Below are 18,370 nucleotides of genomic sequence, written 5' to 3'. Positions count from 1 at the left end.
GACCGGTGATGAGCAGCCGTGCCGGCGCCCGAGCCGCGCGCCGGCGGCCGGTCGTGACCATGCTGGGCGGCACGCGCGGCCTGGTCGGCTGGCTGTTCGTCGCCCCGGCGCTCGCCTTCTACGCGGTGTTCGTGCTGCGCCCGATCACCCTGACGTTCCAGTACTCGCTGTACGACTGGAACGGCATCGGCGCCTCCACCTGGGTGGGGCTGGCCAACTACGGCAAGGTCTTCACCGATCCCGACCTGTTCGACTCGCTCGTCAACGCCTTTCAGCTGATCGTGTTCTTCAGCGCGATCCCCGTCGTGCTGGGCCTGGCGATCGCCGCGACGATCAGGCGCATCGCCCAGAGCAGGCTTGCCGTCGTGGCCCGGACCGTGCTCTTCCTGCCGCAGGTCATCCCGCTGGTGGCCGCCGGCATCGCGTGGAGCTGGCTGCTGGCCTCCACCGGAGTGATCAACCAGTTGCTCTCGCTCATCGGCCTCGGCGGGGTGACGCGGGCCTGGCTGGGTGACTTCGCCACCGCCCTGCCCGCGGTCGGCATGATCGGCGCGTGGGTCCTGCTGGGCCTGTGCACGCTGCTGCTCCTGGCCGGCATGAGCAAGATCGATCCCGCGTTGTACGAGGCGGCCCGGCTCGACGGCGCCGGGCCGTGGCGGGAGTTCGTCTCCATCACGGTCCCGAGCCTGCGCCAGGAGATCGCGGTCTGCGTCACCGTGACCGTGATCGCGGCGCTGGCCAGCTTCGACATCATCTACATCTCCACCCAGGGCGGGCCCGGCAACACGACCATGGTGCCCGGCCTGCAGATCTTCTACCTCGCCTTCTCCGAACGCGAGGTTGGCATGGCCTCGGCCCTGGCCGTGGTGCTCATGGTCCTCGTGATCGCCTGCGCCCTTCCGATCCAGTGGTTCGCGAAGGACGGCGACCGATGAGCATCGCGTGGCGGGAGGCGTGGACCGGCAGGTTCCTGCTCATCCTCATGATGGCGGTCACGCTTCTGCCGTTCCTCAGCCTGTTCGTCACCGCCCTGCACCCCTCGCGCACCTACCCGGCCGGACTGGCCTGGCCGGACGACCCGCAGTGGGGCAACTTCGTGCGGGCCTTCGAGGCGGCCAACATGGGCGAACTGCTGAAGTCGAGCGGGCTCATCGTGCTGGGTGTGGTCCCGATCTCGATCCTGCTGGGCACGATGGCCGGCTTCGCCATCGGCCACCTGCGCGTGATCGGCGGACGAGTGATCTTCCTGCTGTTCGTGCTCGGTCTGACCCTCCCGTTCGAGGGCATCATCACGCCGTTGTACTACCAGATCCGCGACATGGGACTCCTCAACACGCGGTGGGCCATCATCCTGCCGCTCATCGGCCTGTTCATGCCGTTCAGCGTCTTCTGGATGCGCGCCCACTTCGTCAACATGCCCGGGGAGCTGTCCGAGAGCGCCCGGATGGACGGCGCCACTACCTGGCAGCTGTTCCGCCGCATTCACGTCCCCCTGGCCATGCCGGCGATCTCGTCCCTGGGCATCCTGCTGTTCCTGTGGACCTGGAACCAGTTCCTGCTGGCCATCGTCCTGGTCGACGACCCTGCCAAACGGACGATGTCCGGCGCGCTGGGCGCTTTCCAGGGCCAGTGGGGCACCGACATCCCGCTGCTCTGCGCCGGATCACTGCTGATCCTGACCCCCACGCTGGTGATCTTCCTCATCTTCCAGCGTCACTTCGTCAAGGCCCTGCTGCAGGGCTCACTGAAAGGATGACGGCGATGAGCGCGCCGCCGCTCTACGGCGGGATCGAGGCGGGCGGGACGAAGTGGGTGTGCGCGATCGCCGACGCCGACGGGAAGGTGCTCGCGACCCGCGTGATACCGACGACCACACCGGAGACGACCATCACCGCGGCCGTGCGGTTCTTCCGGGACCACCGGACGCTCGCCGCGGTCGGCGTGGGCAGCTTCGGCCCTGTCGATCTGCGGACGGGCTCACCGACGTACGGCCACATCACCGCCACGCCCAAGCCCGGGTGGTCCGGCACCGACGTCGTCTCCCCGCTGCGCGCCGCGCTGCGCGTTCCCGTCGGCCTCGACACCGACGTGAACGCCGCCGCGCTGGGCGAGTGGCGGCGCGGAGCGGGACGAGGGCTGGGCACGGTCGCCTACATGACCGTGGGCACCGGCATCGGCGTGGGAGCGGTGGTGAACGGCCGGCCGCTGCACGGTCTGCTGCATCCGGAGTTCGGCCACGTCCGCATCCCGCACGATCGGACCAGGGACCCGTTCGCGGGCAGTTGCCCCTTTCACGGGGACTGCCTGGAAGGCCTCGCCTCCGGCGAGGCGATGCGCCGGCGGTGGGGACAGCGCGCCGAGGACCTGGACGACCCGGCGGCGTGGGAGCTCGAGGCCGAATACGTGGCCCACGCCGTCATGAACCTGACCTACGCGCTGTCACCCGAGCGGATCATCGTCGGGGGTGGCGTCACCAGGCGCGCCGGGCTGATGGGACGAACGAGGGCACGCGCGTTCGACCTCGCCGCCGGCTACCCCGAGATCTCGGCGCTGACCGATCGGGCCGCCATGGACGAGTACGTGGTCAGCCCTTCGCTCGGCGACCACGCCGGCATCACGGGCGCCGTCGAACTCGCCATGCGCTGCTTCGCGTGACCGACAGAGCACATCCCACCAGTGAAAGAAGAGATCATCCATGCACTCCCGAGGACGGTCAGGCGCCCCATGGACCCGCCGGCACCTCGATCAGCTCACCGAGACCGGCACGGCCACGGCTCCCGTCATCGATCCCCCGGCCCTGCCGAGGATCCTGCCGGACCTCGATCTGTGGGACCTGTGGCCGATTCAGGAGGAGGACGGCTCACCGAGCGTGATCGGCGGCCGGGAACTGTGGATGGCCCTGTCGGCTCCCGCCCTCGGTCATCCCGAAGAGCGCCATGACCAGGCCCGGATCCGCCTGCTCGGCAAGAGCGGCGACGCGTGGGAGGACCTGGGGAACGCCTTCGCTGACGGCGCCTCGCCCGGCAGCCGTGAATGGTCGGGGTCAGCGGTCCGCCGGCCCGACGGCACCGTGTCCGTGTTCTACACGGCCGCCGGACGGCGGGGCGAAGCACGCCCGACCTACCGGCAGAGCGTCATCGAGACCCGCCCCGCCCTGGTCGCGGACCGCGGCGGGGTCCTGCTGGGACGAGACGCCGAGCACCGCGAGGTCCTGCGCTCCGACGGCCTGACGTATCTGCCGGCCGACGAGTCCGACGGGGCGCCGGGCCGCATCAGAGCCTTCCGCGATCCCGGCTGGTTCCGCGACCCGGCCGACGGGCGCGACTACCTGCTCGTCGCCGCGTCCACCGCCTGGGAGGACGGCTTCACCGGTGCGATCGCCCTGGCCGAGTCACGGGACGGCGCCTGGTCCCTGCTTCCGCCCCTGCTCGTCGCCGAAGGCGTCAACCACGAGCTGGAGCGACCGCACGTCATCGTGCACGACTCCTGGTACTACCTCTTCTTCTCCACCCACCGCCATTCGTTCCACCCGGCCGACCGTGCGCCCACGGGGCTGTACGGCTTCGCCGCGCCCAGCCTGACCGGCCCGTACGAACCGCTGAACAGCTCCGGACTCGTGATCCAGAACCCCTCCGTCGCACCCGACCAGGCCTACGCCTGGCTGGTGCTGCCGGATCTCCGCGTGGTCAGCTTCGCCAACTACCGCTCCCACCAGGGCATGGACCCCCGATCCGCGGGAGCGGCGCAGGCGCGGGCCGGTTTCGGCGGCACCGTCGCCCCCATGCTCAGGCTCGTACTCAACGGCATGACCACCTCTGTCAGCCCGGTCACATGGTCACCGTCCTGAAGGAGGTCGGTGTTCCGACGGACCGGCGCCGGGGCCGCAAGAACCCCGGCGTCCGCCCGTTCACTCCGGCCGCTTCGCCCTGGAACCCGCCAGCCAGAGGCCGACACCCACCAGCGCGAGCGCCGCGGCGGCCACCCAGATCCAGCCGGGGATCCCGTCGCCCGCCTCGGCCGCGGCGACGGCGGAACTCTCCGGCGCCGCGGGCGCGGTGGTCTCGGCGGGGACGCTCGGCGGCGTGCTCCGCTCGGCGGCCGGGGTCGGCGTGGACGGCTCCGGTGAGGGCTCGCCCTCGGCCGTGAAGGGGATCTCGCCCTCGATCGGGTGGCCGTCGGACGACACCACCCGCCAGGCGATGACGTACTTCCCGGCCGGCAGCGGCTCGGGCACCCCGGTCCGGACGAACTTCCCCTCGACCTGCGGCTCGCCGAGGTCCACCTGCCGGTCCCCGGCGTCGCGCAGGGCCACGAAGGGCATGCGGACGCGGGAGGTGAACTCCAGCTCGATCTCGTCGAGCGAGGTGACGGTGGCGTCCTTGGCCGGTGAGCTCGCCTTCAACGAGTCGTGAGCCAGTGCGGCGGGAGAACAGAACACCACAAGCAGGCCGCATATCAGCGCGGCCAGGATGGAACGCGGCGCGATCGCCATCGTGCAACTCCGTAGGTACAGGCCCGGCCCTCAGCCGGGTATGCCGAGCGGGCGCACGGCTGTGACGACGCGCGCACCTGATGACCACGGGGCGCCGGGGGACGCGTACGTCAGCCGGCGCGGGCGAGCGCGGGCGGGCCGCGCCGGTGCACCGCCGCCGTGAACTCCAGGGAGCGCCGGGGACCGCTCCGGTCGGCGGACCGAACCGGCCGCACGCACCGGGGAGCCCGTACGGGCGAGGCGAGCACCAGGAGCAGCAGCCGCAGCGGCGCGACCCCCCACAGCCGCAGCATCGTCCACACGACGCTCTCGCCCTGGTGCAGCCACCAGCCGCTGAGCAGCGCGAGGGTCAGGTGGACCAGCGCCATGCCGGCGTTCGTGTGGCCGTGGTCCGTGGAGGTGACGCCGCCGGGCGCGACCTGCGCGAACGTCTGGTGCAGGACGAGCTGGGCGAGCACGGTCGCGGTGAGCACGGCTTCCCGCGTACGCTCGCGCCTGTTGCAGGCGAGGGCGAGGGCGAAGGACGCGATCAGGCTGATCACCAGCGCGGACCCCGATATCGCGCCGCCGCCGGCGAACAGGTGGCCGCAAGCCGAGACCACGACGCAGACCGCCGCGAAGGCGGCCGCGCGGATCAGACGGAGGACCGGGGCCATGTGCCCATCCTCTCAGCCGGGTGCCGCGGTCCTGGTCAGTGGTGCTGCGTCGACTCGATGGCGCCGCCGAGCTTCGCGCGCAGGCCTTCCAGCACCGCCGGGTCGGAGACGACCACCCAGCGCTCGCCCACCAGGTAGGTGCCGCCGTACGGCTGGGCGGCGTCCAGCCAGTCGCGCTGGCCCTTGCCCGTGGTGAAGGTGACCAGGACGGAGTGGGCCGCGGACGTCCGGCAGACGGCCTGCCGTAGCTCGTCGGCGTCGATCTGCACGTCGGGGCTGGGGCAGCCGAGCGCGGCGCCGATCTGGTCGATGCTCGCCGCGGTCGCCGGCTTGGCGGCGGCGGCCGGTGGAGCCGCGTGGGCGTGATGCGCCGCCGCGGGTTCCCCCGCGGCCGGCGCCGAGCACGCGGTGAGGAGCGTGCCGAGAACCACGGCGCACGCGGCGCCGAGCGGCTTGCCGACGAAAGTCTTCATGGTGCGGTCCCCGGGGGTGTAGGCAGAGCTCTTCCATACCGAGATACGCACCCCGGGCGAAGAAGTTCGATCGGCGCCGCGTCCGCCCCCGGGCTCGGGTCACCAGCCGAGTTCGTCGCAGCCGCTGTGGTCGGCGGGCTCGACCTGCAAGGTGGCGTGCGCCACGCCGTGCCGCTGGAGCAGCAGGTCGCGCGCCTGGTCCAGCACCGCGTGGTTGTCGCTCTGGTCGGCGGTGACCAGGTGGGCGGTGGCGACGTTCATGCCGGACGTCAGCGTCCACAGGTGCAGGTCGTGCACGTCGCGGACGCCGTCGATGGCGGACAGGTCCTGGGCCACGGCGCCGGCGTCGATGCCTTCGGGGACGTGCTGGCCCAGCACGGCGAAGACCTGGCGGCCGAGCGAGATCGCCCGGGCGGCGACGAAGACGCCGATGGCCAGGGCGATGACGGTGTCCCAGATGGGCCGGCCGGTGGTCGCGACCAGCCAGCCGGCGACGATGACGCCGACGGAGCCGGCGGTGTCGGCCACGACCTCCAGGTAGGCGCCCTTGACGTTCAGGCTCTCGGCGGCGCCGGAACGCAGCAGCATCAGGGCGACCAGGTTGACCGCCAGGCCGAGCGCGCCGACGACCAGCATCGGGCCGGAGGAGACCTCCACGTGGTGGCCGATGCGGCCGATCGCCTCGGCCACCACGTAGACCGAGACGACGATCATCAGCACCACGGCCAGCAGCGAGGCGAACACCTCGGCGCGGTAGGAGCCGTAGCTGCGCCGGCCGGTGGTGTCGGGCCGGGTGGCGATCCGCGTGGCGACCAGCGCCGCGCCGAGGGTGACCACGTCGGCGGCCATGTGGCCGGCGTCCGACAGCAGCGCCAGCGAGCCGGAGAGGAGACCGTAGACGAGCTCCACCACGAAGAACGCGCCGATCAGGGCGAAGGAGACCGCCAGCCGCCAGCGGTGCCGGTCGGCCGCGTGGCCGTGCCCGTGCCCGGTGCCCATCAGTGGTCCCCGCCGCGCTCTGGGTGGATCGCCTCGGTGTGTCCGGTGTGCTCCAGCGCCAGGTCCAGCAGCATCCGCACGTGCGGGTCCTCAAGCCGGTAGTACGCCATCCGGCCGGACCGCCGGGCGGCCACGATGCGGTGCGCGCGCAGCAGCCGCAGGGCGTGGGAGACGGCCGACTCGCTCTGCCCGGTCACCGCCGCGAGGTCGCACACGCACAGCTCTCCGTCCAGCAACGCGACCAGCAGCCGCAGCCGGTTGGGGTCCGACAGCAGGCCGAAGACGTCGGCGGTGTCGACCACGTCCTCGGGGGCGGGCATCCGCTCGCGCACGGCGGCCACCCGGTCACCGTCGACCACCTTGACGCTGCACCCGTCGATGGTCAACACACTGTCACTTGAAGAGCTGTTCATATATGAGAGAGTAGCCGGTGCTCTGGATCAGCTGTCAAGCCGTCAGAGGAGGGCTACTCGGCGTCCGCGGTGTCCGCCTCGCGCGGCGCAAGCGCGTACGCGAGGGCGACCCCGAAGCAGAGGGACAGCGAGATCCCCAGAAGGAGGTCGTGCAGGGTGACGCCGAGGCCCATGCCGATGGCCAGCCCGCAGGCCATTCCGAGCGTCCAGTCGGGAGAGGTCTTCTTGTCGTTCGTCATGGTCAGATCTTCGCCGGACGGGGCGGTGCCGAGGTAGAGACCGCGGTCATCGAAGGGCCGTGACAGGTGTCATCCCGGACGCGGGACCGCGGTCACTTGAGGGGGTCGTGGCCCCAGTTCATCAGCGAGTAACGCCATCTGGTCTCCCGGACGTCGCCGGACGGCCGCTGCGCCAGGTGGCGGTGCACGTAGCCGATCACCTTGCGCATGTGCGCGTAGTCCTGCTCGGTGAGAGCCGGCTCCTTCTTGTGGAGCAGTTCGACGATCTTGCGGCCGGACTCGTGGCCGGTGGACTCGCCGCCGCCGTCCTTCTGCCCGACCGCCTTGGACTCGTCCGTGTCGAGCCAGCGCTTCAGCTCTCCGGCGGTCATGTTCACCGCCTTGCCGAACTCGGCCGCGATCGCCCGCTCCTCCTCCCCGGTCATCAGGAGCCCTTGTCCTTGCGCAGGGCCGACGGCTTGTGCACGGCCTTCTTGCCGCTCTTCTCGCTGCGCACCACGTACTGGGGCTCGTCGGGCGAGGCGGCCACGGTACGGCCGGCCTCCTTCTCCCGTTTGGTGATCTTCTTCTCGACCTTGCCGTGGGTGGTGGAACCGTGGCTGCGCCAGGTGACCTCGTCGCCCACCGACGGGTCCTTCTTCCGTTTATCGGCCATGACCTGCGCATACCCGGGCCCGCGCACGTCACACGACATGGTTGCGCAGGCCCAGCTCGTCCGGATACGGGAGGAAGTATGTCTGGTTCTGGACGTAGGTGGCGGCTTCGCCGCGGGCGTGGTGGCGCAGCAGGGCGAGCGGCACGCTGAGCGCCACCCGGCGCTCCTGGTAGGAGGCGATGACCTCGGCCAGGTCGGCCCGGCGGACCGGGTCGAGCTCGTCACCGAGCATGCCGAGGCAGTGCTGCAGGACGTTGACGTTGCGCCCGACCGACGCCTTGACCGCCATCGCGGTGCGGAACGCGGTGCCGTACGCGCCGGCGAGCTCCTCGCGCGGGCGCGTGCCCGCCTCCGCGACCAGGCGGCCGGTCTCGCGGTAGCCCTCGGTGGAGTGCGCGAGCAGCTGCATCTTGTGCCGGGACTGGAAGGCCACCAGGTCGCGCGGCCGCCAGTCGCTCCGCAGCAGCTCGCGCAGGCGCGCGTGGGCGAAGATCCGCTCGGTGAACGCCTCCCGCAGGACGGCGTCGCGGAGCCGGCCCTCGTCCTCCACGGGCAGCAGGGGATGGCTCTCGATCACCGCGTCGGCGAACAGGCCCCGGTTCTGCCGGGTCACCATCGTCTCCCCGTCGTAGAGCGGGATGCCGTGGATGCCGCAGCTCGGGCTCTTCGCCTTGAACACGTACCCGTCGACGTCCAGCCCGGCGGACCGCTCGGCGGCCAGCCCGGTCATGGCGGGCGTGAGGTCACAGCCGGTGTTCCTGGTCATGAGCCGGGGGCCGCTGGGGGAGCGTTCGAGCCGCAGCGACTCGCGGGGGGTGCCGAGGCCGATCTCCATCTCCGGGCAGATCGGCACCCAGTCCACGAACGGCGCCAGCTCGTCGGTGAGGTAGCGGGCACGGCTGTGGTTGCCGTTGTGCCGTACGCGCGCGCCGAGCAGGCAGCTCGACACCGCCACCCGCGGCCTGCCCAGGCACTGGTCCTCAACCATGCCCCACAGCTGCCCACAACGGGTCGCCGCACGCCACCCGCAGGCCGGCGTCGGACCTGGTCACAGCGGCGCGGGGAAATCTTGTCCCGATGCTCGGACCGCCATGGCGCTCGTTTGGGACGCCATCGGGCACGTGCATCCGTGATCGCGACGGCTTCGAAAGACAGTGTGTGGAACAGACGAGAAGCGAACAGGCGGGGCGCGTGGCCCTCGGGCCGGCCCGCGCCCTGGGAGTCCTGTCCCTGCTGGCCATGGTCGGCCTCCAGGTGGCGTCCGGGCTGGCCGCGCGGCCGGAACGGTTCACCGGGCTGATCGTGGCGCTGCTCGCCGCGTCCGCCGTCGCCTTCGCCGCCGGCGCGTGGGGGACGCGCCGGGCGCTGGCCGCGTTCGGGGCGGCCGTGCTGACCGGGTACGCGGCCGAGGTGGTCGGGGTGCTGACCGGGTTCCCGTTCGGCGAGTACGCCTACAGCGACGTGCTGTGGCCCCAGGTGGGCGGCGTGCCCGTCGTGGTGGCGGTGGCGTGGGGCGGCATGGGGCTCGCCGCGTACGCGGTCGCCGCCACCCTCTTCGGCGGCTGGGCGCGCGTCTGCGCGGGCGCGGCCGCGCTGACGGCGTGGGACCTGTTCCTCGACCCGCAGATGGTCCGACTCGGCCTGTGGACGTGGGCGGCGGACGACGGCTTCTACCGGGGCATCCCGTTGAGCAACTTCGCCGGCTGGCTGCTGGTGTCGGCCCTGGTCATGCTGGTCGTCGGGCGCGTCGCCGGCGACGCCGCGCCGGGGCGAGGGCTGCTCGCGGTCTACACGGTCATGGCGGTCATGGAGACGATCGCCTTCGCCGCGGTGTTCGACCCGACCGACCCGCTGGTGGCGGCGGCCGGCGGGATCACGATGGGCGCGTTCGCCGCGCCGGCCTGGAGGCGGTCATGGCAGAGGTGACGGTGGTCGGCGGCGGCGTGGGCGGCATGGCGTGCGCGCTGCTGCTGGCCCGGCGGGGGCACGAGGTCCGGCTGTACGAGCAGCTGCCCCGGCTGGGCGGCAAGCTGGCCGAGCATCGCCGTGACGGGTTCGCCTTCTCCCTGGGGCCGTCGCTGCTGACCATGCCCGGCCTCTTCCGCGAGCTGGGCCTGGACCGCGAGCTGATCGAACCTGACCCGCTGTGCCGGTACCGGTTCGCCGACGGCACGGTGCTGGACGCCCGGCGCGACCCCGAACGCATGGCCGCGGAGGTGGAGCGGCTGGCCCCCGGCGAAGGGCGGGCCTGGCGGGCCTTCCACGGCTGGGCCAGGGGCGCCCTGGAGGCGGCGGACCGGACCGTGTTCGCCGGGCCGCTGATCCGGCGCCCCGGTGAGGCCCGGCTGTCCGACCTGCTGGCCGTGGCGCCCGCGCGCACCCTCGACGGGCTGGCCCGCCGCTACTTCCGTGACGCCAGGCTGCGGCAGTACGTCGGCCGCTACGCCACCTACGCCGGGTCCAGCCCGTACCGCGCGCCCGCCGCGCTGGGGTGCGTCCCCGCGCTGGAGCACGGGCAGGGCGTCTGGTACGCGCCGGGCGGCCTGGCCCGGCTGGCCGACGACCTGGGTCTGCTGCTGAAGGCGGCGGGGGTGCAGGTGTTCCTGTCCGAGCCGGTCGCGGCGGTCGAGGCCGGTGGCTCCGCCGTCACGGGGGTCCGGCTGGCGAGCGGGGAGAGGGTCCGGTCGGACGTCGTGGTGGCCAACACCGACGCCGCCGCGCTGTACGGCCGCCTGCTGCCCGACCGTGGGCGGCTGCGCAGGATCGCCCGGCTGGGGCGCTCGTCGTCGGCGCTGCTGGTGCTGGCCGGCGTGGAGGGGCGCACGCCCGGCCTGCCGCACCATGCGGTGCTGTTCTCGGCCGACTACGAACGGGAGTTCGCCGACGTCTTCGACCGGGGGAGCCCGCCGCTCGACCCGACGATCTACGTCGGCTGCTCGGCCGTGGACGACCCCTCGCAGGCCCCGGCGGACGCGGAGAACTGGACGATGCTGGTCAACGTGCCCGCCCGCGATCCCGGCCGGTGGCCGATCAGCGTGGCGGCGTACCGGGATCTGGTGCTGGAGCGGCTGGCCGAGCGCGGCCACGACCTGGCGGGCCGGTTGCGCTTCGCCGACGTCTTCACCCCGGCGGACCTGCGCGACCGCTACGGGGCTTGGGGCGGCGCCATCTACGGAAGCGCCTACCGGGGCAGGCTGTCGGCCTTCCTGCGCCCCGGCAACCGCGGCCCCCGGCGCGGCCTGTACCTGGTCGGCGGCTCCGCGCACCCGGGCGGCGGGCTGCCCATGGTGACACTGGGCGCCCGCATCGTGGCCGACCTGGTGGCCCAGGACTTCCGCACCGGGCCGCCCACGGCGAGCGACGTGCGAGGTGGTTCCCGATGAGGTCGCTCACGGTCGTACAGGCGGTCGCCGCCGGGGTGGCGCTCGCCAGGCTCGCGCGGGGGCGGCGGCGGCTTCCGCCGCTCCGGCCGCGCCGGGACACGGGCGTGACGATCTCCGTGGTGATCCCGGCGCGCGACGAGGAAGCCAGGATCGGGCCGTGCCTGCGGGCCGTGCTCTCCGACCCCGCCGTCACCGAGGTGATCGTGGTCGACGACGGCTCCCGCGACGGTACGGCCGAGGTGGCGGCAGCGGCCGGGGCCAAGGTCGTCACCGGCGAGCCGCTGCCCGGCGGGTGGGTGGGCAAGCAGTGGGCGCTGCGCCAGGGGGTGGCGGCGGCCGGCGGCGAGGTCGTGGTCACCCTGGACGCCGACGCCCGGCCGGGGCCCGGCCTGTTCGGCGCGTTGGCGGCCACGCTGGAGCGGTACGACCTGGTGAGCGCCGGCCCCCGGTTCGTCTGCGACGGCGTGCTCGAACAGGCCCTGCACGCCTCCATGCTGGCGACGCTGGTCTACCGGTTCGGGCCCGTCGGCCCGGCGAGCCCGCCGCCGCCGCACCGCGCTGTCGCCAACGGCCAGTGCATGGCCTTCCGGCGCGCCCGGATGGCAGAAGCGGACGGGTTCGCGCTGGTACGCGACCGGATGACCGACGACGTGGCGCTGGCCAGGCGCCTGGCGGGGCAGGGCTGGACGGTCGGCTTCCTGGACGCGGGCGGCCTGCTGGAGGTCGACATGCACGACTCGGTGGGCGAGCTGTGGCGGGAGTGGGGCCGCTCGCTCCCGCTGCGCGACGTCACGGGCCCCGGCTGGCAGGCGGCCGATCTGGCCGTCATCTGGCTGACCGGGGCGCTGCCGGTGCTCCGACTGGCGGCCGGCCGCCCCACCCGCCTGGACACGGCGCTGCTGGCGGCGCGGCTGCTGCTCACAGGCGCGCTGCGCGGCAGCTACCGCGCCCCCGGCCTGGGCCTGCTGCTGTCGCCGCTGCTCGACCCCGCCGCCGCGTTCCGGCTCACCCAGGCGACGCTGCGTCCCGTACGGACCTGGCGCGGTCGTACGTACCCGGAGGTCAGCGGCGGCGCTCGGCGAGCGCGGCCTGGCCGAAGCGCAGCCCGATGAGGCACATCAGCCCCCCGGTGGCCGCCACCAGCTCCACGGGCGCGAACAGCAGTTGCAGCACCGGCACGCCGAACACCGCCAGGCGCGCCCCCACCGCGAACGAGCGCAGCGCCACGGCGGTGACCACCAGCGCCGTCACCGCCAGCACGAACGCCGGAGGACAGATGACCGCGACGCCCCCCGCGAAGGTCAGGATCGAACGGCCGCCGCGGAAGCCGGCGAAGATCGGCCAAGCGTGCCCCGCCATGGCCGCCGCCACCGCCAGGTACACCGGCAGCGCGCTCGCCCCGGTGACGACGCCGAGCGCGGTGGTGTGGACGCCGCTGACCAGGAGCGCCACGAGGGCGGCCAGCGCGCCCTTGAGCGTGTCACCGGCGAACACCGGCACGGCGGCCCGCAGGCCGAGCTGCTCCTTGACGTTCCAGTACCCGGGGTTGCGGTCGCCGACGTCGCGCGGGTCCACGCCGTGCGCCCGCGCCACCAGGACCGCCACCGGCACCGAGCCGAGCAGGTAGCCGGCCATGACCGACACCACCACCTCAACCATCGCGTCGTTCCACCTCATCCGGTACGACAGCGCCCGCGCGATGCGGCACATGGCCTTCGACCGGCCGTTGTTGCGGCGCACCGGCGGGCTGCTGTTCTGGCGGCTGCTCGGCACCGGCCGCGGCCGGGCCATGTCCCTCGGCGCCGACCTGCGCCGGTGGGCGCTGTTCGCGGTCTGGCGCGGCGAGGACGATCTGGACGAGTTCCTGCGCGCCTCGCCGATCGCGGCCCGCTGGCGGGCTGAGGCGTCCGAATACTGGCAGGCGCGGCTGTCCCCGATGGCCTCGCGCGGCGCCTGGTCGGGCCGCGACCCCTTCGCCCCGCCCCCGCCCCTCAAGCCCAGCGAAACCCCCAGGGGGCCGTCCAAGCCTACGGCGCACACCGGCGACACCCCCGGGGACTCCCACAGGGCCGAGCGGGTTCGGGGTATGGGCGGGTCTTACAGGTCCGGGGCTACTGGCGACATCCCGGGGGAGCCCCTCAGGTCCGAGCGGGTCCAGGGTGTGGGTGGATTCCTGGGGTCCGGTGTGCCTGGCGACGCCCCAAGGAAGCCCCTTAGGGGCGAGGCGACCGGGGTACTTTTCGAGGCTCCGGGGGCCTTCGGGGCGGGCGCGGCGCGCCGGGGTGGCGGGCCGGTGGCGGTGCTCACGAGGGCGTCGATCCGGCCTCGCCGCCTGGTCGCGTTCTACCGGTCGGTGCCGCCGGTCGACGAGTTGCTGCGGCGGCAGGACGGCTGCCTGGCCTCGATCGGCATCGGCGAGTGGCCGCTGGCCCGGCAGGCGACCTTCTCGCTCTGGCGCGACCGCGAGGCGGTGCGCGCCTTCGCCTACCGGGGCGAGGCGCACCGGCGGGTCATCGAGCGCGTGCGGGCCGACGACTGGTACGCGGAGGAGCTGTTCGCCCGCTTCACCCCGTACGCCAGCGAGGGCACCTGGGACGGAGCCGATCCGCTGCGCTGAGGACGTCATGACGATGTCTCCACCGTTACGGCTTGGACGCCGACGGCGGTCATGGCGCCGTCTCCACCGCCACGGCATCGATGCCGGCCGCCGGGTCCTGCGATGACAGCGCGTGCGCCACCACACAGGCGCGGGCGATCGTGGCCGCCGGAGAGGAGCCGTGGGCGACGACGACCGTGCCGCGCAGACCCAGGAGGGCGGCGCCGCCGTGGGTCTCCGGGTCGTAGCGGCGGGCTATCTCGGCGAGCCGTTCCGGGGAGGCGATGCCGGCCTGGGCGACCATGGCCAGCGCCGTGCGAACGCACCCCTCGACGTTCTTCAGCACGATGTTGCCGGTGAAGCCGTCGGTGACGATCACGTCGACGGTGCCCGCCAGCACGTCGTGGCCCTCCACGTTGCCGTGGAAACGCAGCGGCAGGGCGGCGAGCAGGTCCCCGGCCCGGCGCGTCAGCCGGTTGCCCTTGCCCGGCTCGGACCCGATCGACAGCAGCCCCACCACCGGGTCGGCACGGCCCAGCACGGCCCGCGCGTAGGCCGCCCCCAGCTGGGCGAACTGGGCGATCATGGCCGGGCTGGGGTCGGCGGTCGCACCCGCGTCCACCAGCACGCTGGCTCCACCCGTCAGCGAGGGCAGAGCCACGGCCAGGGCCGGCCGCAGCACCCCGCCGGCCCGGCCGATGCCGCGCACCGCGCACGAGACCACCGCGCCGGTCGACCCGGCGGACACGAACGCACCGCCCTCGCCCCGGCTGATCAGCTCGCAGCCCACGGCCAGGCTCGACGTCGTCAGCGTCGCCGCGGCGGCGCCGCGCTCGGCCATCGGCACGGTGTCCTCGGCGTGCACCACCGCGATCTCCCCGGCGGCGCCGTGCCCGCGCAGCTCACGCTCCACCCGGTCCCGCGCGCCGACCAGGACGACGGGCACCCCGTGCCGCCGCCACGCTGCCACGGCCCCGGCGACCGTCGCCACCGGCCCGTGGTCCCCACCCATCGCGTCCAGGACAACAGGCGGAGTCATGGAAAGGCCGGCGGTCATGGGAGTTCCACGCTGACGCGGCGCTCGGCCCTGCTCGCCTCGGCGGAGGCCAGCAGGTGGCGGGCGAACACGGCCGCCTTGCGCCGGCGCGGCACCCGTACCCGGCCCGCCAGGACCTCGAAGCCCCGGCGCTCGATCTCGTCGAGGATGCCGCCGTACAGGGCGTAGGCGGCGCGGACGCACGGCCGGGAGGAGGCGGCGAGCAGGCCGATCCCCCCGGCGGCGGCGCGGTAGTGGTCGCGGGCGCGCCCCGCCTCGAAGGCGAGCAGGTCCCGCAGGGCGGGCCCCGTACGGCGGGCGCCCAGCTCGTCCGGGTCCACCCCGAACTTGTCCAGATCCTCCATCGGCAGGTAGACGCGGCCCCTGGCGTAGTCCTCGCGCACGTCGCGCAGGAAGTTGGTGAGCTGGAACGCCAGGCCGAGCTGGCGGGCGGGCTCGCGGGCCGCCTCCTCGCGGCCGGGCGTCGCCTCCAGCACCGGCAGCATCATGGTGCCGATGGCGGCGGCCGATCCGGCCATGTAGCCGAGCAGGTCGTCGTAGGTCGCGTACCGGGTCACCGACAGGTCCGCGCGCATGGACGCGAGGAAGACCGCGATGTCGTCGTGGCCGATGCCGAAGGAGTGGACGGTGTGCAGGAACGCGGGCAGCACCGGATCGTCCTGCTTCGCCCCGGCGAGCCCGGCCTCGACCTTGACGGTCAGGGCGTCCAGCGCGCGGGCCCGGTCGGCGGTCATCGTGAACGAGTCGACGATCTCGTCGGCGTACCGGGCGAAGCCGTACAGCGCGTGCACGTGCCTCCGCTTCCATCGCGGCAGCAGCCGGGTGGCCAGGTAGTAGGAGCGGCCGTAGCGGGCGTGGAGCCGCCGGCAGCGTTCGTAGCTGGCGGTGAGCGTCAACGGGTCTCCTTGAGGATGCGTTCGGCGGCGAGCCGGCCGGAGATCAGCACGGGCGGCACCCCGACTCCGGGCGCGGTGTACATGCCGGCGAAGTGCAGCCCCGGCACCCGCCGGGCCACGGCGGAGGGGCGCAGCCACGCCGTCTGGGTGAAGCGGTGGTCCAGCGCGAACGGGGTGCCCGCGGTGTGGCCGCGCGCCGCCCAGGCGGGCGGGTCCAGCACCAGCCGGGGCGCGCCCGACAGGTCGCCGTAGCCGAGTCGCGCCATGCGGTCGAGCAGCCGGGACTCCAGCCGGGGGCGCAGCCGGTCCCAGTCGGTGTGCCGCAGGTTGGGCGCGGGTTCCAGGACGCTGAGGGTGGCGTGCCCGTCCGGCGCCGGGCAGGTGACCAGCAGGCTCGGGTCGGGCTGCGGCCGGCCCGCCTCCAGAGCGGTGAACGTCTCGTTCCAGTCCCGGCCGAAGTGCAGCGTGTGGTGCGCCTGGCCGGTCGGCGGGCGGTCCAGGCCGACGTGCATCACCAGGCACGACGGGGAGTGGCGCGGACGGCGCAGCCGCCAGTCGCCCGCGCGGGAAGGCAGCAGCCGCCGAGCCGCCAGCCGGTCGCAGGCGACGACCACGTGCCGGGCCGCCAGCCGCTCGCCGTCCCGCAGCAGCACGCCGGTGACACCGTCGCCGTCCGTCTCGACCCGGTCGGCGGGCGCGCCGTAGCGGAGGTCCGCGCCCAGCTTCTCCAGCAACGCCGCCATGGCCGCCGGGATGGCGTGCATGCCGCCGTGCCGAGGGAAGTACACGCCGCCGACCGTGTCCATGTGCGCGATGACGGCGTAGATGCCCAGCGCGCGCTGCGGCGACAGCCCCACGTACAGGGACTGGAACGTGTGCGCCTTGATCAGCCGAGGGTCCGTCAGGTGGCGGGCCGCCAGGCGGTCCAGCCGGCGGAACCCGCCCAGCCGGGCCAGCCGCAGCAGCGCGGCCGGCCGGGCCAGGGCGCGCAGCCGGGTCATGTCCGCGTCGATGAACGCGGGCCACTCGACGCGGAACAGTTCGTCGAGCAGGCTCCGGTAGCGCTCGTAGCGGGCCGCCTCCGCCGGCCCGCACACCGCGCGGACCTGCTCCGCCATCGCCTCCCGCTCCGCCTGCACGTCCAGCCGCGACCCGTCGTCGAAGACCATCCGGTACGAGGGATCCAGCCGGCGCAGCGGCAGCCAGTGCCGCAGCTCCTGCCCGGCCGCCCCGAAGACCTCCGCGAGCACGCCCGGCATGGTGAGCACGGACGGACCGGTGTCGAAGCGGTACGCCCCGAGGCGGGTCGTTCCGCAGCAGCCGCCGGGCTCGCCGAGGGCCTCGACCACGGTGACCTCGCGACCGGCCGCGGCCAGGTGGATGGCGGCCGACAGCCCGCCCAGGCCCGCGCCGACGACGACCACGGGGCTCATCAGAAGGTCCTTTCCGTGCACTGGGCGGCCAGGTCCACCAGCGCCGTCCTGGCTTCGTGCGGGATGCCGGGCGGCCGGTCCAGCGCTGTGACCGCCTCGTCGACCAGCGTGGCGATGCGCCGCTCCGCCGCGTCCAGCGCTCCGCACTCCACGATCAGCTCGCGCGCCGCCGCCACCCCCCGCTGGTCGGTGATGTCGTCCAGGAGCGCGCTGCCCGTCTCGCGCCGGGCGTAGGCGAGCAGGTAGGTCGCCTTGCCCTGGAGCAGGTCCGCTCCCGAGGGCTTGCCGGTGCGCGCCGGGTCGGCGAACACGCCGTTGACGTCGTCCCTGAGCTGGAACGCCTCGCCCAGGGGGATGGCGTACGCGCTCAGCGTGCGGCGCGTCTCGGGACAGCCGTCCGCGACGGCGTGACCGAGGTGCAGGGGCCGCTCGACGGTGTACTTGCCCGACTTGTAGAGCGAGATCACCCGCGACGGCTCGTCACCCGTCCGGGCCCCGGCCGTACAGGCCAGGTCGAGATACTGGCCGCCGATCGCCTCCACCCGCAGCCGGGTGAGGACGTCGAGCGAGGGCCCCAGGTGCGGCCCCGTATCCAGCAGCGCGGCGTCGGCCCAGCTCAGCGCGAGCAGCGCGAGCAGGGTCGCCGCCGACTCGCCGAACCGGTCGGCGTCGCCCCGCCAGCCGGACCGCCGGTGCAGCTCGGCCAGCGCGACGTGCGCCGCCGGCCGGCCACGCCGCGAGCCGGCCTCGTCCATCACGTCGTCCAGCAGCAGCGCCGCCGCGTGCACCAGCTCCACGGCGCAGGCCGCGGGCAGCACCGACTCCAGCCGCTCGCCGCCGGCCGCCCGGTAGCCCCAGTAGACGAACGCGGGCCGCAGCCTCTTCCCGCCGCCGAGGACGAACGCCGTCAGGTACTCGCGCACCAGACCGACCTCCGCCGGGGCGAGGAAGCCGAGCCGGCGGACCTGGTGGTCCAGCAGCCGCGCCAGCCGCCGGTCGACCTGCTCGCGCACGCGGGTGGTTCGCGCGATCACCGTGTCCATGTACGCAGCCCCTTCTGTCGCTATGGGAAGTCTTC

At 73.6% G+C, this 18,370-nt stretch carries 22 protein-coding genes; 8 read left to right on the top strand and 14 right to left on the bottom strand.

Annotated features, from left to right (window positions below; translation table 11 throughout):
• Positions 1 to 8 precede the first annotated feature (8 nt).
• From ACIBF7_RS03990 to ACIBF7_RS03975, 4 genes are read left to right on the top strand one after another with little or no spacing between them, the layout of a single operon-like run.
• Complete coding sequence (locus ACIBF7_RS03990) at positions 9 to 935, top strand: carbohydrate ABC transporter permease (RefSeq protein ID WP_148035757.1); 927 nt, start codon at positions 9 to 11, stop codon at positions 933 to 935.
• On the top strand, positions 932 to 1,756 hold the full coding sequence (locus ACIBF7_RS03985; RefSeq protein WP_148035756.1) for a carbohydrate ABC transporter permease: 825 nt from the start codon (positions 932 to 934) through the stop codon (positions 1,754 to 1,756). Before ACIBF7_RS03990 ends, ACIBF7_RS03985 begins: the two co-directional genes overlap by 4 nt.
• Before the next feature lie 5 nt (positions 1,757 to 1,761).
• Positions 1,762 to 2,655 (top strand): ROK family protein, encoded by an 894-nt coding sequence (locus ACIBF7_RS03980; protein WP_397196376.1) that lies wholly within the window; start codon positions 1,762 to 1,764, stop codon positions 2,653 to 2,655.
• A gap of 40 nt (positions 2,656 to 2,695) precedes the next feature.
• Positions 2,696 to 3,847, top strand: a complete 1,152-nt coding sequence (locus ACIBF7_RS03975; RefSeq protein ID WP_397196375.1) for a glycoside hydrolase family 68 protein — start codon at positions 2,696 to 2,698, stop codon at positions 3,845 to 3,847.
• Between the two features lie 60 nt (positions 3,848 to 3,907).
• Here ACIBF7_RS03975 and ACIBF7_RS03970 read toward each other — a convergent pair whose 3' ends face one another.
• The 9 genes from ACIBF7_RS03970 to ACIBF7_RS03930 form a co-directional block, all read right to left on the bottom strand.
• Positions 3,908 to 4,492: a copper resistance protein CopC gene (locus tag ACIBF7_RS03970; RefSeq protein ID WP_397196374.1), complete on the bottom strand. Its 585-nt coding sequence runs from the start codon at positions 4,490 to 4,492 to the stop codon at positions 3,908 to 3,910.
• A 110-nt stretch (positions 4,493 to 4,602) separates the two neighbouring features.
• Complete coding sequence (locus ACIBF7_RS03965; RefSeq protein WP_397196373.1) at positions 4,603 to 5,148, bottom strand: MFS transporter; 546 nt, start codon at positions 5,146 to 5,148, stop codon at positions 4,603 to 4,605.
• A 35-nt stretch (positions 5,149 to 5,183) separates the two neighbouring features.
• Positions 5,184 to 5,621 carry a hypothetical protein gene (locus ACIBF7_RS03960; RefSeq protein WP_397196372.1) on the bottom strand — a complete coding sequence of 146 codons (438 nt, stop codon included), beginning with the start codon at positions 5,619 to 5,621 and terminating at the stop codon, positions 5,184 to 5,186.
• A gap of 99 nt (positions 5,622 to 5,720) precedes the next feature.
• Positions 5,721 to 6,620, bottom strand: coding sequence for a cation diffusion facilitator family transporter (locus ACIBF7_RS03955; protein WP_397196371.1), 900 nt, complete (start codon positions 6,618 to 6,620; stop codon positions 5,721 to 5,723).
• A complete protein-coding gene (locus ACIBF7_RS03950; RefSeq protein WP_271275534.1) occupies positions 6,620 to 7,009 on the bottom strand; it encodes a helix-turn-helix transcriptional regulator in 390 nt (129 codons plus the stop codon). Before ACIBF7_RS03950 ends, ACIBF7_RS03955 begins: the two co-directional genes overlap by 1 nt.
• Positions 7,010 to 7,086: 77 nt before the next feature.
• Positions 7,087 to 7,272 carry a hypothetical protein gene (locus ACIBF7_RS03945; RefSeq protein ID WP_397196370.1) on the bottom strand — a complete coding sequence of 62 codons (186 nt, stop codon included), beginning with the start codon at positions 7,270 to 7,272 and terminating at the stop codon, positions 7,087 to 7,089.
• 92 nt (positions 7,273 to 7,364) lie between these two features.
• A complete protein-coding gene (locus ACIBF7_RS03940) occupies positions 7,365 to 7,697 on the bottom strand; it encodes a DUF3140 domain-containing protein (RefSeq protein ID WP_397196369.1) in 333 nt (110 codons plus the stop codon).
• Complete coding sequence (locus tag ACIBF7_RS03935) at positions 7,697 to 7,927, bottom strand: DUF2945 domain-containing protein (protein ID WP_397196368.1); 231 nt, start codon at positions 7,925 to 7,927, stop codon at positions 7,697 to 7,699. The genes ACIBF7_RS03940 and ACIBF7_RS03935 overlap by 1 nt, the downstream gene beginning before the upstream one ends.
• A gap of 28 nt (positions 7,928 to 7,955) precedes the next feature.
• On the bottom strand, positions 7,956 to 8,915 hold the full coding sequence (locus tag ACIBF7_RS03930; RefSeq protein WP_148035745.1) for a DUF523 and DUF1722 domain-containing protein: 960 nt from the start codon (positions 8,913 to 8,915) through the stop codon (positions 7,956 to 7,958).
• 170 nt (positions 8,916 to 9,085) lie between these two features.
• On the opposite strand from ACIBF7_RS03930, the gene ACIBF7_RS03925 reads away from it, so the two are divergent.
• From ACIBF7_RS03925 to ACIBF7_RS03915, 3 genes are read left to right on the top strand one after another with little or no spacing between them, the layout of a single operon-like run.
• Positions 9,086 to 9,853, top strand: a complete 768-nt coding sequence (locus ACIBF7_RS03925) for a carotenoid biosynthesis protein (RefSeq protein WP_261808971.1) — start codon at positions 9,086 to 9,088, stop codon at positions 9,851 to 9,853.
• Positions 9,841 to 11,310 (top strand): NAD(P)/FAD-dependent oxidoreductase, encoded by a 1,470-nt coding sequence (locus ACIBF7_RS03920; protein WP_187281536.1) that lies wholly within the window; start codon positions 9,841 to 9,843, stop codon positions 11,308 to 11,310. Before ACIBF7_RS03925 ends, ACIBF7_RS03920 begins: the two co-directional genes overlap by 13 nt.
• Complete coding sequence (locus ACIBF7_RS03915; protein WP_397196367.1) at positions 11,307 to 12,422, top strand: glycosyltransferase; 1,116 nt, start codon at positions 11,307 to 11,309, stop codon at positions 12,420 to 12,422. The genes ACIBF7_RS03920 and ACIBF7_RS03915 overlap by 4 nt, the downstream gene beginning before the upstream one ends.
• Here the strand turns inward: ACIBF7_RS03915 and ACIBF7_RS03910 are convergent.
• Positions 12,373 to 12,969: a glycerol-3-phosphate acyltransferase gene (locus ACIBF7_RS03910; RefSeq protein ID WP_364228907.1), complete on the bottom strand. Its 597-nt coding sequence runs from the start codon at positions 12,967 to 12,969 to the stop codon at positions 12,373 to 12,375. The genes ACIBF7_RS03915 and ACIBF7_RS03910 overlap by 50 nt on opposite strands.
• On the opposite strand from ACIBF7_RS03910, the gene ACIBF7_RS03905 reads away from it, so the two are divergent.
• Complete coding sequence (locus ACIBF7_RS03905; RefSeq protein ID WP_364228909.1) at positions 12,944 to 13,927, top strand: hypothetical protein; 984 nt, start codon at positions 12,944 to 12,946, stop codon at positions 13,925 to 13,927. The genes ACIBF7_RS03910 and ACIBF7_RS03905 overlap by 26 nt on opposite strands.
• A gap of 49 nt (positions 13,928 to 13,976) precedes the next feature.
• On the opposite strand, the gene ACIBF7_RS03900 is transcribed toward ACIBF7_RS03905, so the two are convergent.
• From ACIBF7_RS03900 to ACIBF7_RS03885, 4 genes are read right to left on the bottom strand one after another with little or no spacing between them, the layout of a single operon-like run.
• Positions 13,977 to 14,945 carry a phosphate acyltransferase gene (locus tag ACIBF7_RS03900; protein WP_271275581.1) on the bottom strand — a complete coding sequence of 323 codons (969 nt, stop codon included), beginning with the start codon at positions 14,943 to 14,945 and terminating at the stop codon, positions 13,977 to 13,979.
• Between the two features lie 14 nt (positions 14,946 to 14,959).
• Positions 14,960 to 15,859, bottom strand: coding sequence for a phytoene/squalene synthase family protein (locus tag ACIBF7_RS03895; protein WP_148035741.1), 900 nt, complete (start codon positions 15,857 to 15,859; stop codon positions 14,960 to 14,962).
• Positions 15,856 to 17,292 (bottom strand): phytoene desaturase family protein, encoded by a 1,437-nt coding sequence (locus tag ACIBF7_RS03890; RefSeq protein WP_397196366.1) that lies wholly within the window; start codon positions 17,290 to 17,292, stop codon positions 15,856 to 15,858. Before ACIBF7_RS03890 ends, ACIBF7_RS03895 begins: the two co-directional genes overlap by 4 nt.
• A complete protein-coding gene (locus ACIBF7_RS03885; protein ID WP_271275526.1) occupies positions 17,292 to 18,335 on the bottom strand; it encodes a polyprenyl synthetase family protein in 1,044 nt (347 codons plus the stop codon). The genes ACIBF7_RS03890 and ACIBF7_RS03885 overlap by 1 nt, the downstream gene beginning before the upstream one ends.
• Positions 18,336 to 18,370: the final 35 nt, after the last annotated feature.

This window comes from Nonomuraea sp. NPDC050478, assembly GCF_044458265.1.
GTDB lineage: Bacteria > Actinomycetota > Actinomycetes > Streptosporangiales > Streptosporangiaceae > Nonomuraea > Nonomuraea ferruginea.
The sequence above is the reverse complement of the archived record's forward strand: the minus strand, read 5'-3'. Positions and strand labels throughout refer to the sequence as shown.

What these genes read in the sequence shown, in the direction of transcription:
- ACIBF7_RS03990 (WP_148035757.1), top strand. Translation starts at nt 9, where the DNA reads ATGAGCAGCCGTGCCGGCGCCCGAGCCGCGCGCCGGCGGCCGGTCGTG.
- ACIBF7_RS03985 (WP_148035756.1), top strand. Translation starts at nt 932, where the DNA reads ATGAGCATCGCGTGGCGGGAGGCGTGGACCGGCAGGTTCCTGCTCATC.
- ACIBF7_RS03980 (WP_397196376.1), top strand. Translation starts at nt 1,762, where the DNA reads ATGAGCGCGCCGCCGCTCTACGGCGGGATCGAGGCGGGCGGGACGAAG.
- ACIBF7_RS03975 (WP_397196375.1), top strand. Translation starts at nt 2,696, where the DNA reads ATGCACTCCCGAGGACGGTCAGGCGCCCCATGGACCCGCCGGCACCTC.
- ACIBF7_RS03970 (WP_397196374.1), bottom strand. Translation starts at nt 4,492, where the DNA reads ATGGCGATCGCGCCGCGTTCCATCCTGGCCGCGCTGATATGCGGCCTG.
- ACIBF7_RS03965 (WP_397196373.1), bottom strand. Translation starts at nt 5,148, where the DNA reads ATGGCCCCGGTCCTCCGTCTGATCCGCGCGGCCGCCTTCGCGGCGGTC.
- ACIBF7_RS03960 (WP_397196372.1), bottom strand. Translation starts at nt 5,621, where the DNA reads ATGAAGACTTTCGTCGGCAAGCCGCTCGGCGCCGCGTGCGCCGTGGTT.
- ACIBF7_RS03955 (WP_397196371.1), bottom strand. Translation starts at nt 6,620, where the DNA reads ATGGGCACCGGGCACGGGCACGGCCACGCGGCCGACCGGCACCGCTGG.
- ACIBF7_RS03945 (WP_397196370.1), bottom strand. Translation starts at nt 7,272, where the DNA reads ATGACGAACGACAAGAAGACCTCTCCCGACTGGACGCTCGGAATGGCC.
- ACIBF7_RS03940 (WP_397196369.1), bottom strand. Translation starts at nt 7,697, where the DNA reads ATGACCGGGGAGGAGGAGCGGGCGATCGCGGCCGAGTTCGGCAAGGCG.
- ACIBF7_RS03935 (WP_397196368.1), bottom strand. Translation starts at nt 7,927, where the DNA reads ATGGCCGATAAACGGAAGAAGGACCCGTCGGTGGGCGACGAGGTCACC.
- ACIBF7_RS03930 (WP_148035745.1), bottom strand. Translation starts at nt 8,915, where the DNA reads ATGGTTGAGGACCAGTGCCTGGGCAGGCCGCGGGTGGCGGTGTCGAGC.
- ACIBF7_RS03920 (WP_187281536.1), top strand. Translation starts at nt 9,841, where the DNA reads ATGGCAGAGGTGACGGTGGTCGGCGGCGGCGTGGGCGGCATGGCGTGC.
- ACIBF7_RS03915 (WP_397196367.1), top strand. Translation starts at nt 11,307, where the DNA reads ATGAGGTCGCTCACGGTCGTACAGGCGGTCGCCGCCGGGGTGGCGCTC.
- ACIBF7_RS03905 (WP_364228909.1), top strand. Translation starts at nt 12,944, where the DNA reads ATGACCGACACCACCACCTCAACCATCGCGTCGTTCCACCTCATCCGG.
- ACIBF7_RS03910 (WP_364228907.1), bottom strand. Translation starts at nt 12,969, where the DNA reads ATGGTTGAGGTGGTGGTGTCGGTCATGGCCGGCTACCTGCTCGGCTCG.
- ACIBF7_RS03900 (WP_271275581.1), bottom strand. Translation starts at nt 14,945, where the DNA reads ATGACTCCGCCTGTTGTCCTGGACGCGATGGGTGGGGACCACGGGCCG.
- ACIBF7_RS03890 (WP_397196366.1), bottom strand. Translation starts at nt 17,292, where the DNA reads ATGAGCCCCGTGGTCGTCGTCGGCGCGGGCCTGGGCGGGCTGTCGGCC.
- ACIBF7_RS03885 (WP_271275526.1), bottom strand. Translation starts at nt 18,335, where the DNA reads ATGGACACGGTGATCGCGCGAACCACCCGCGTGCGCGAGCAGGTCGAC.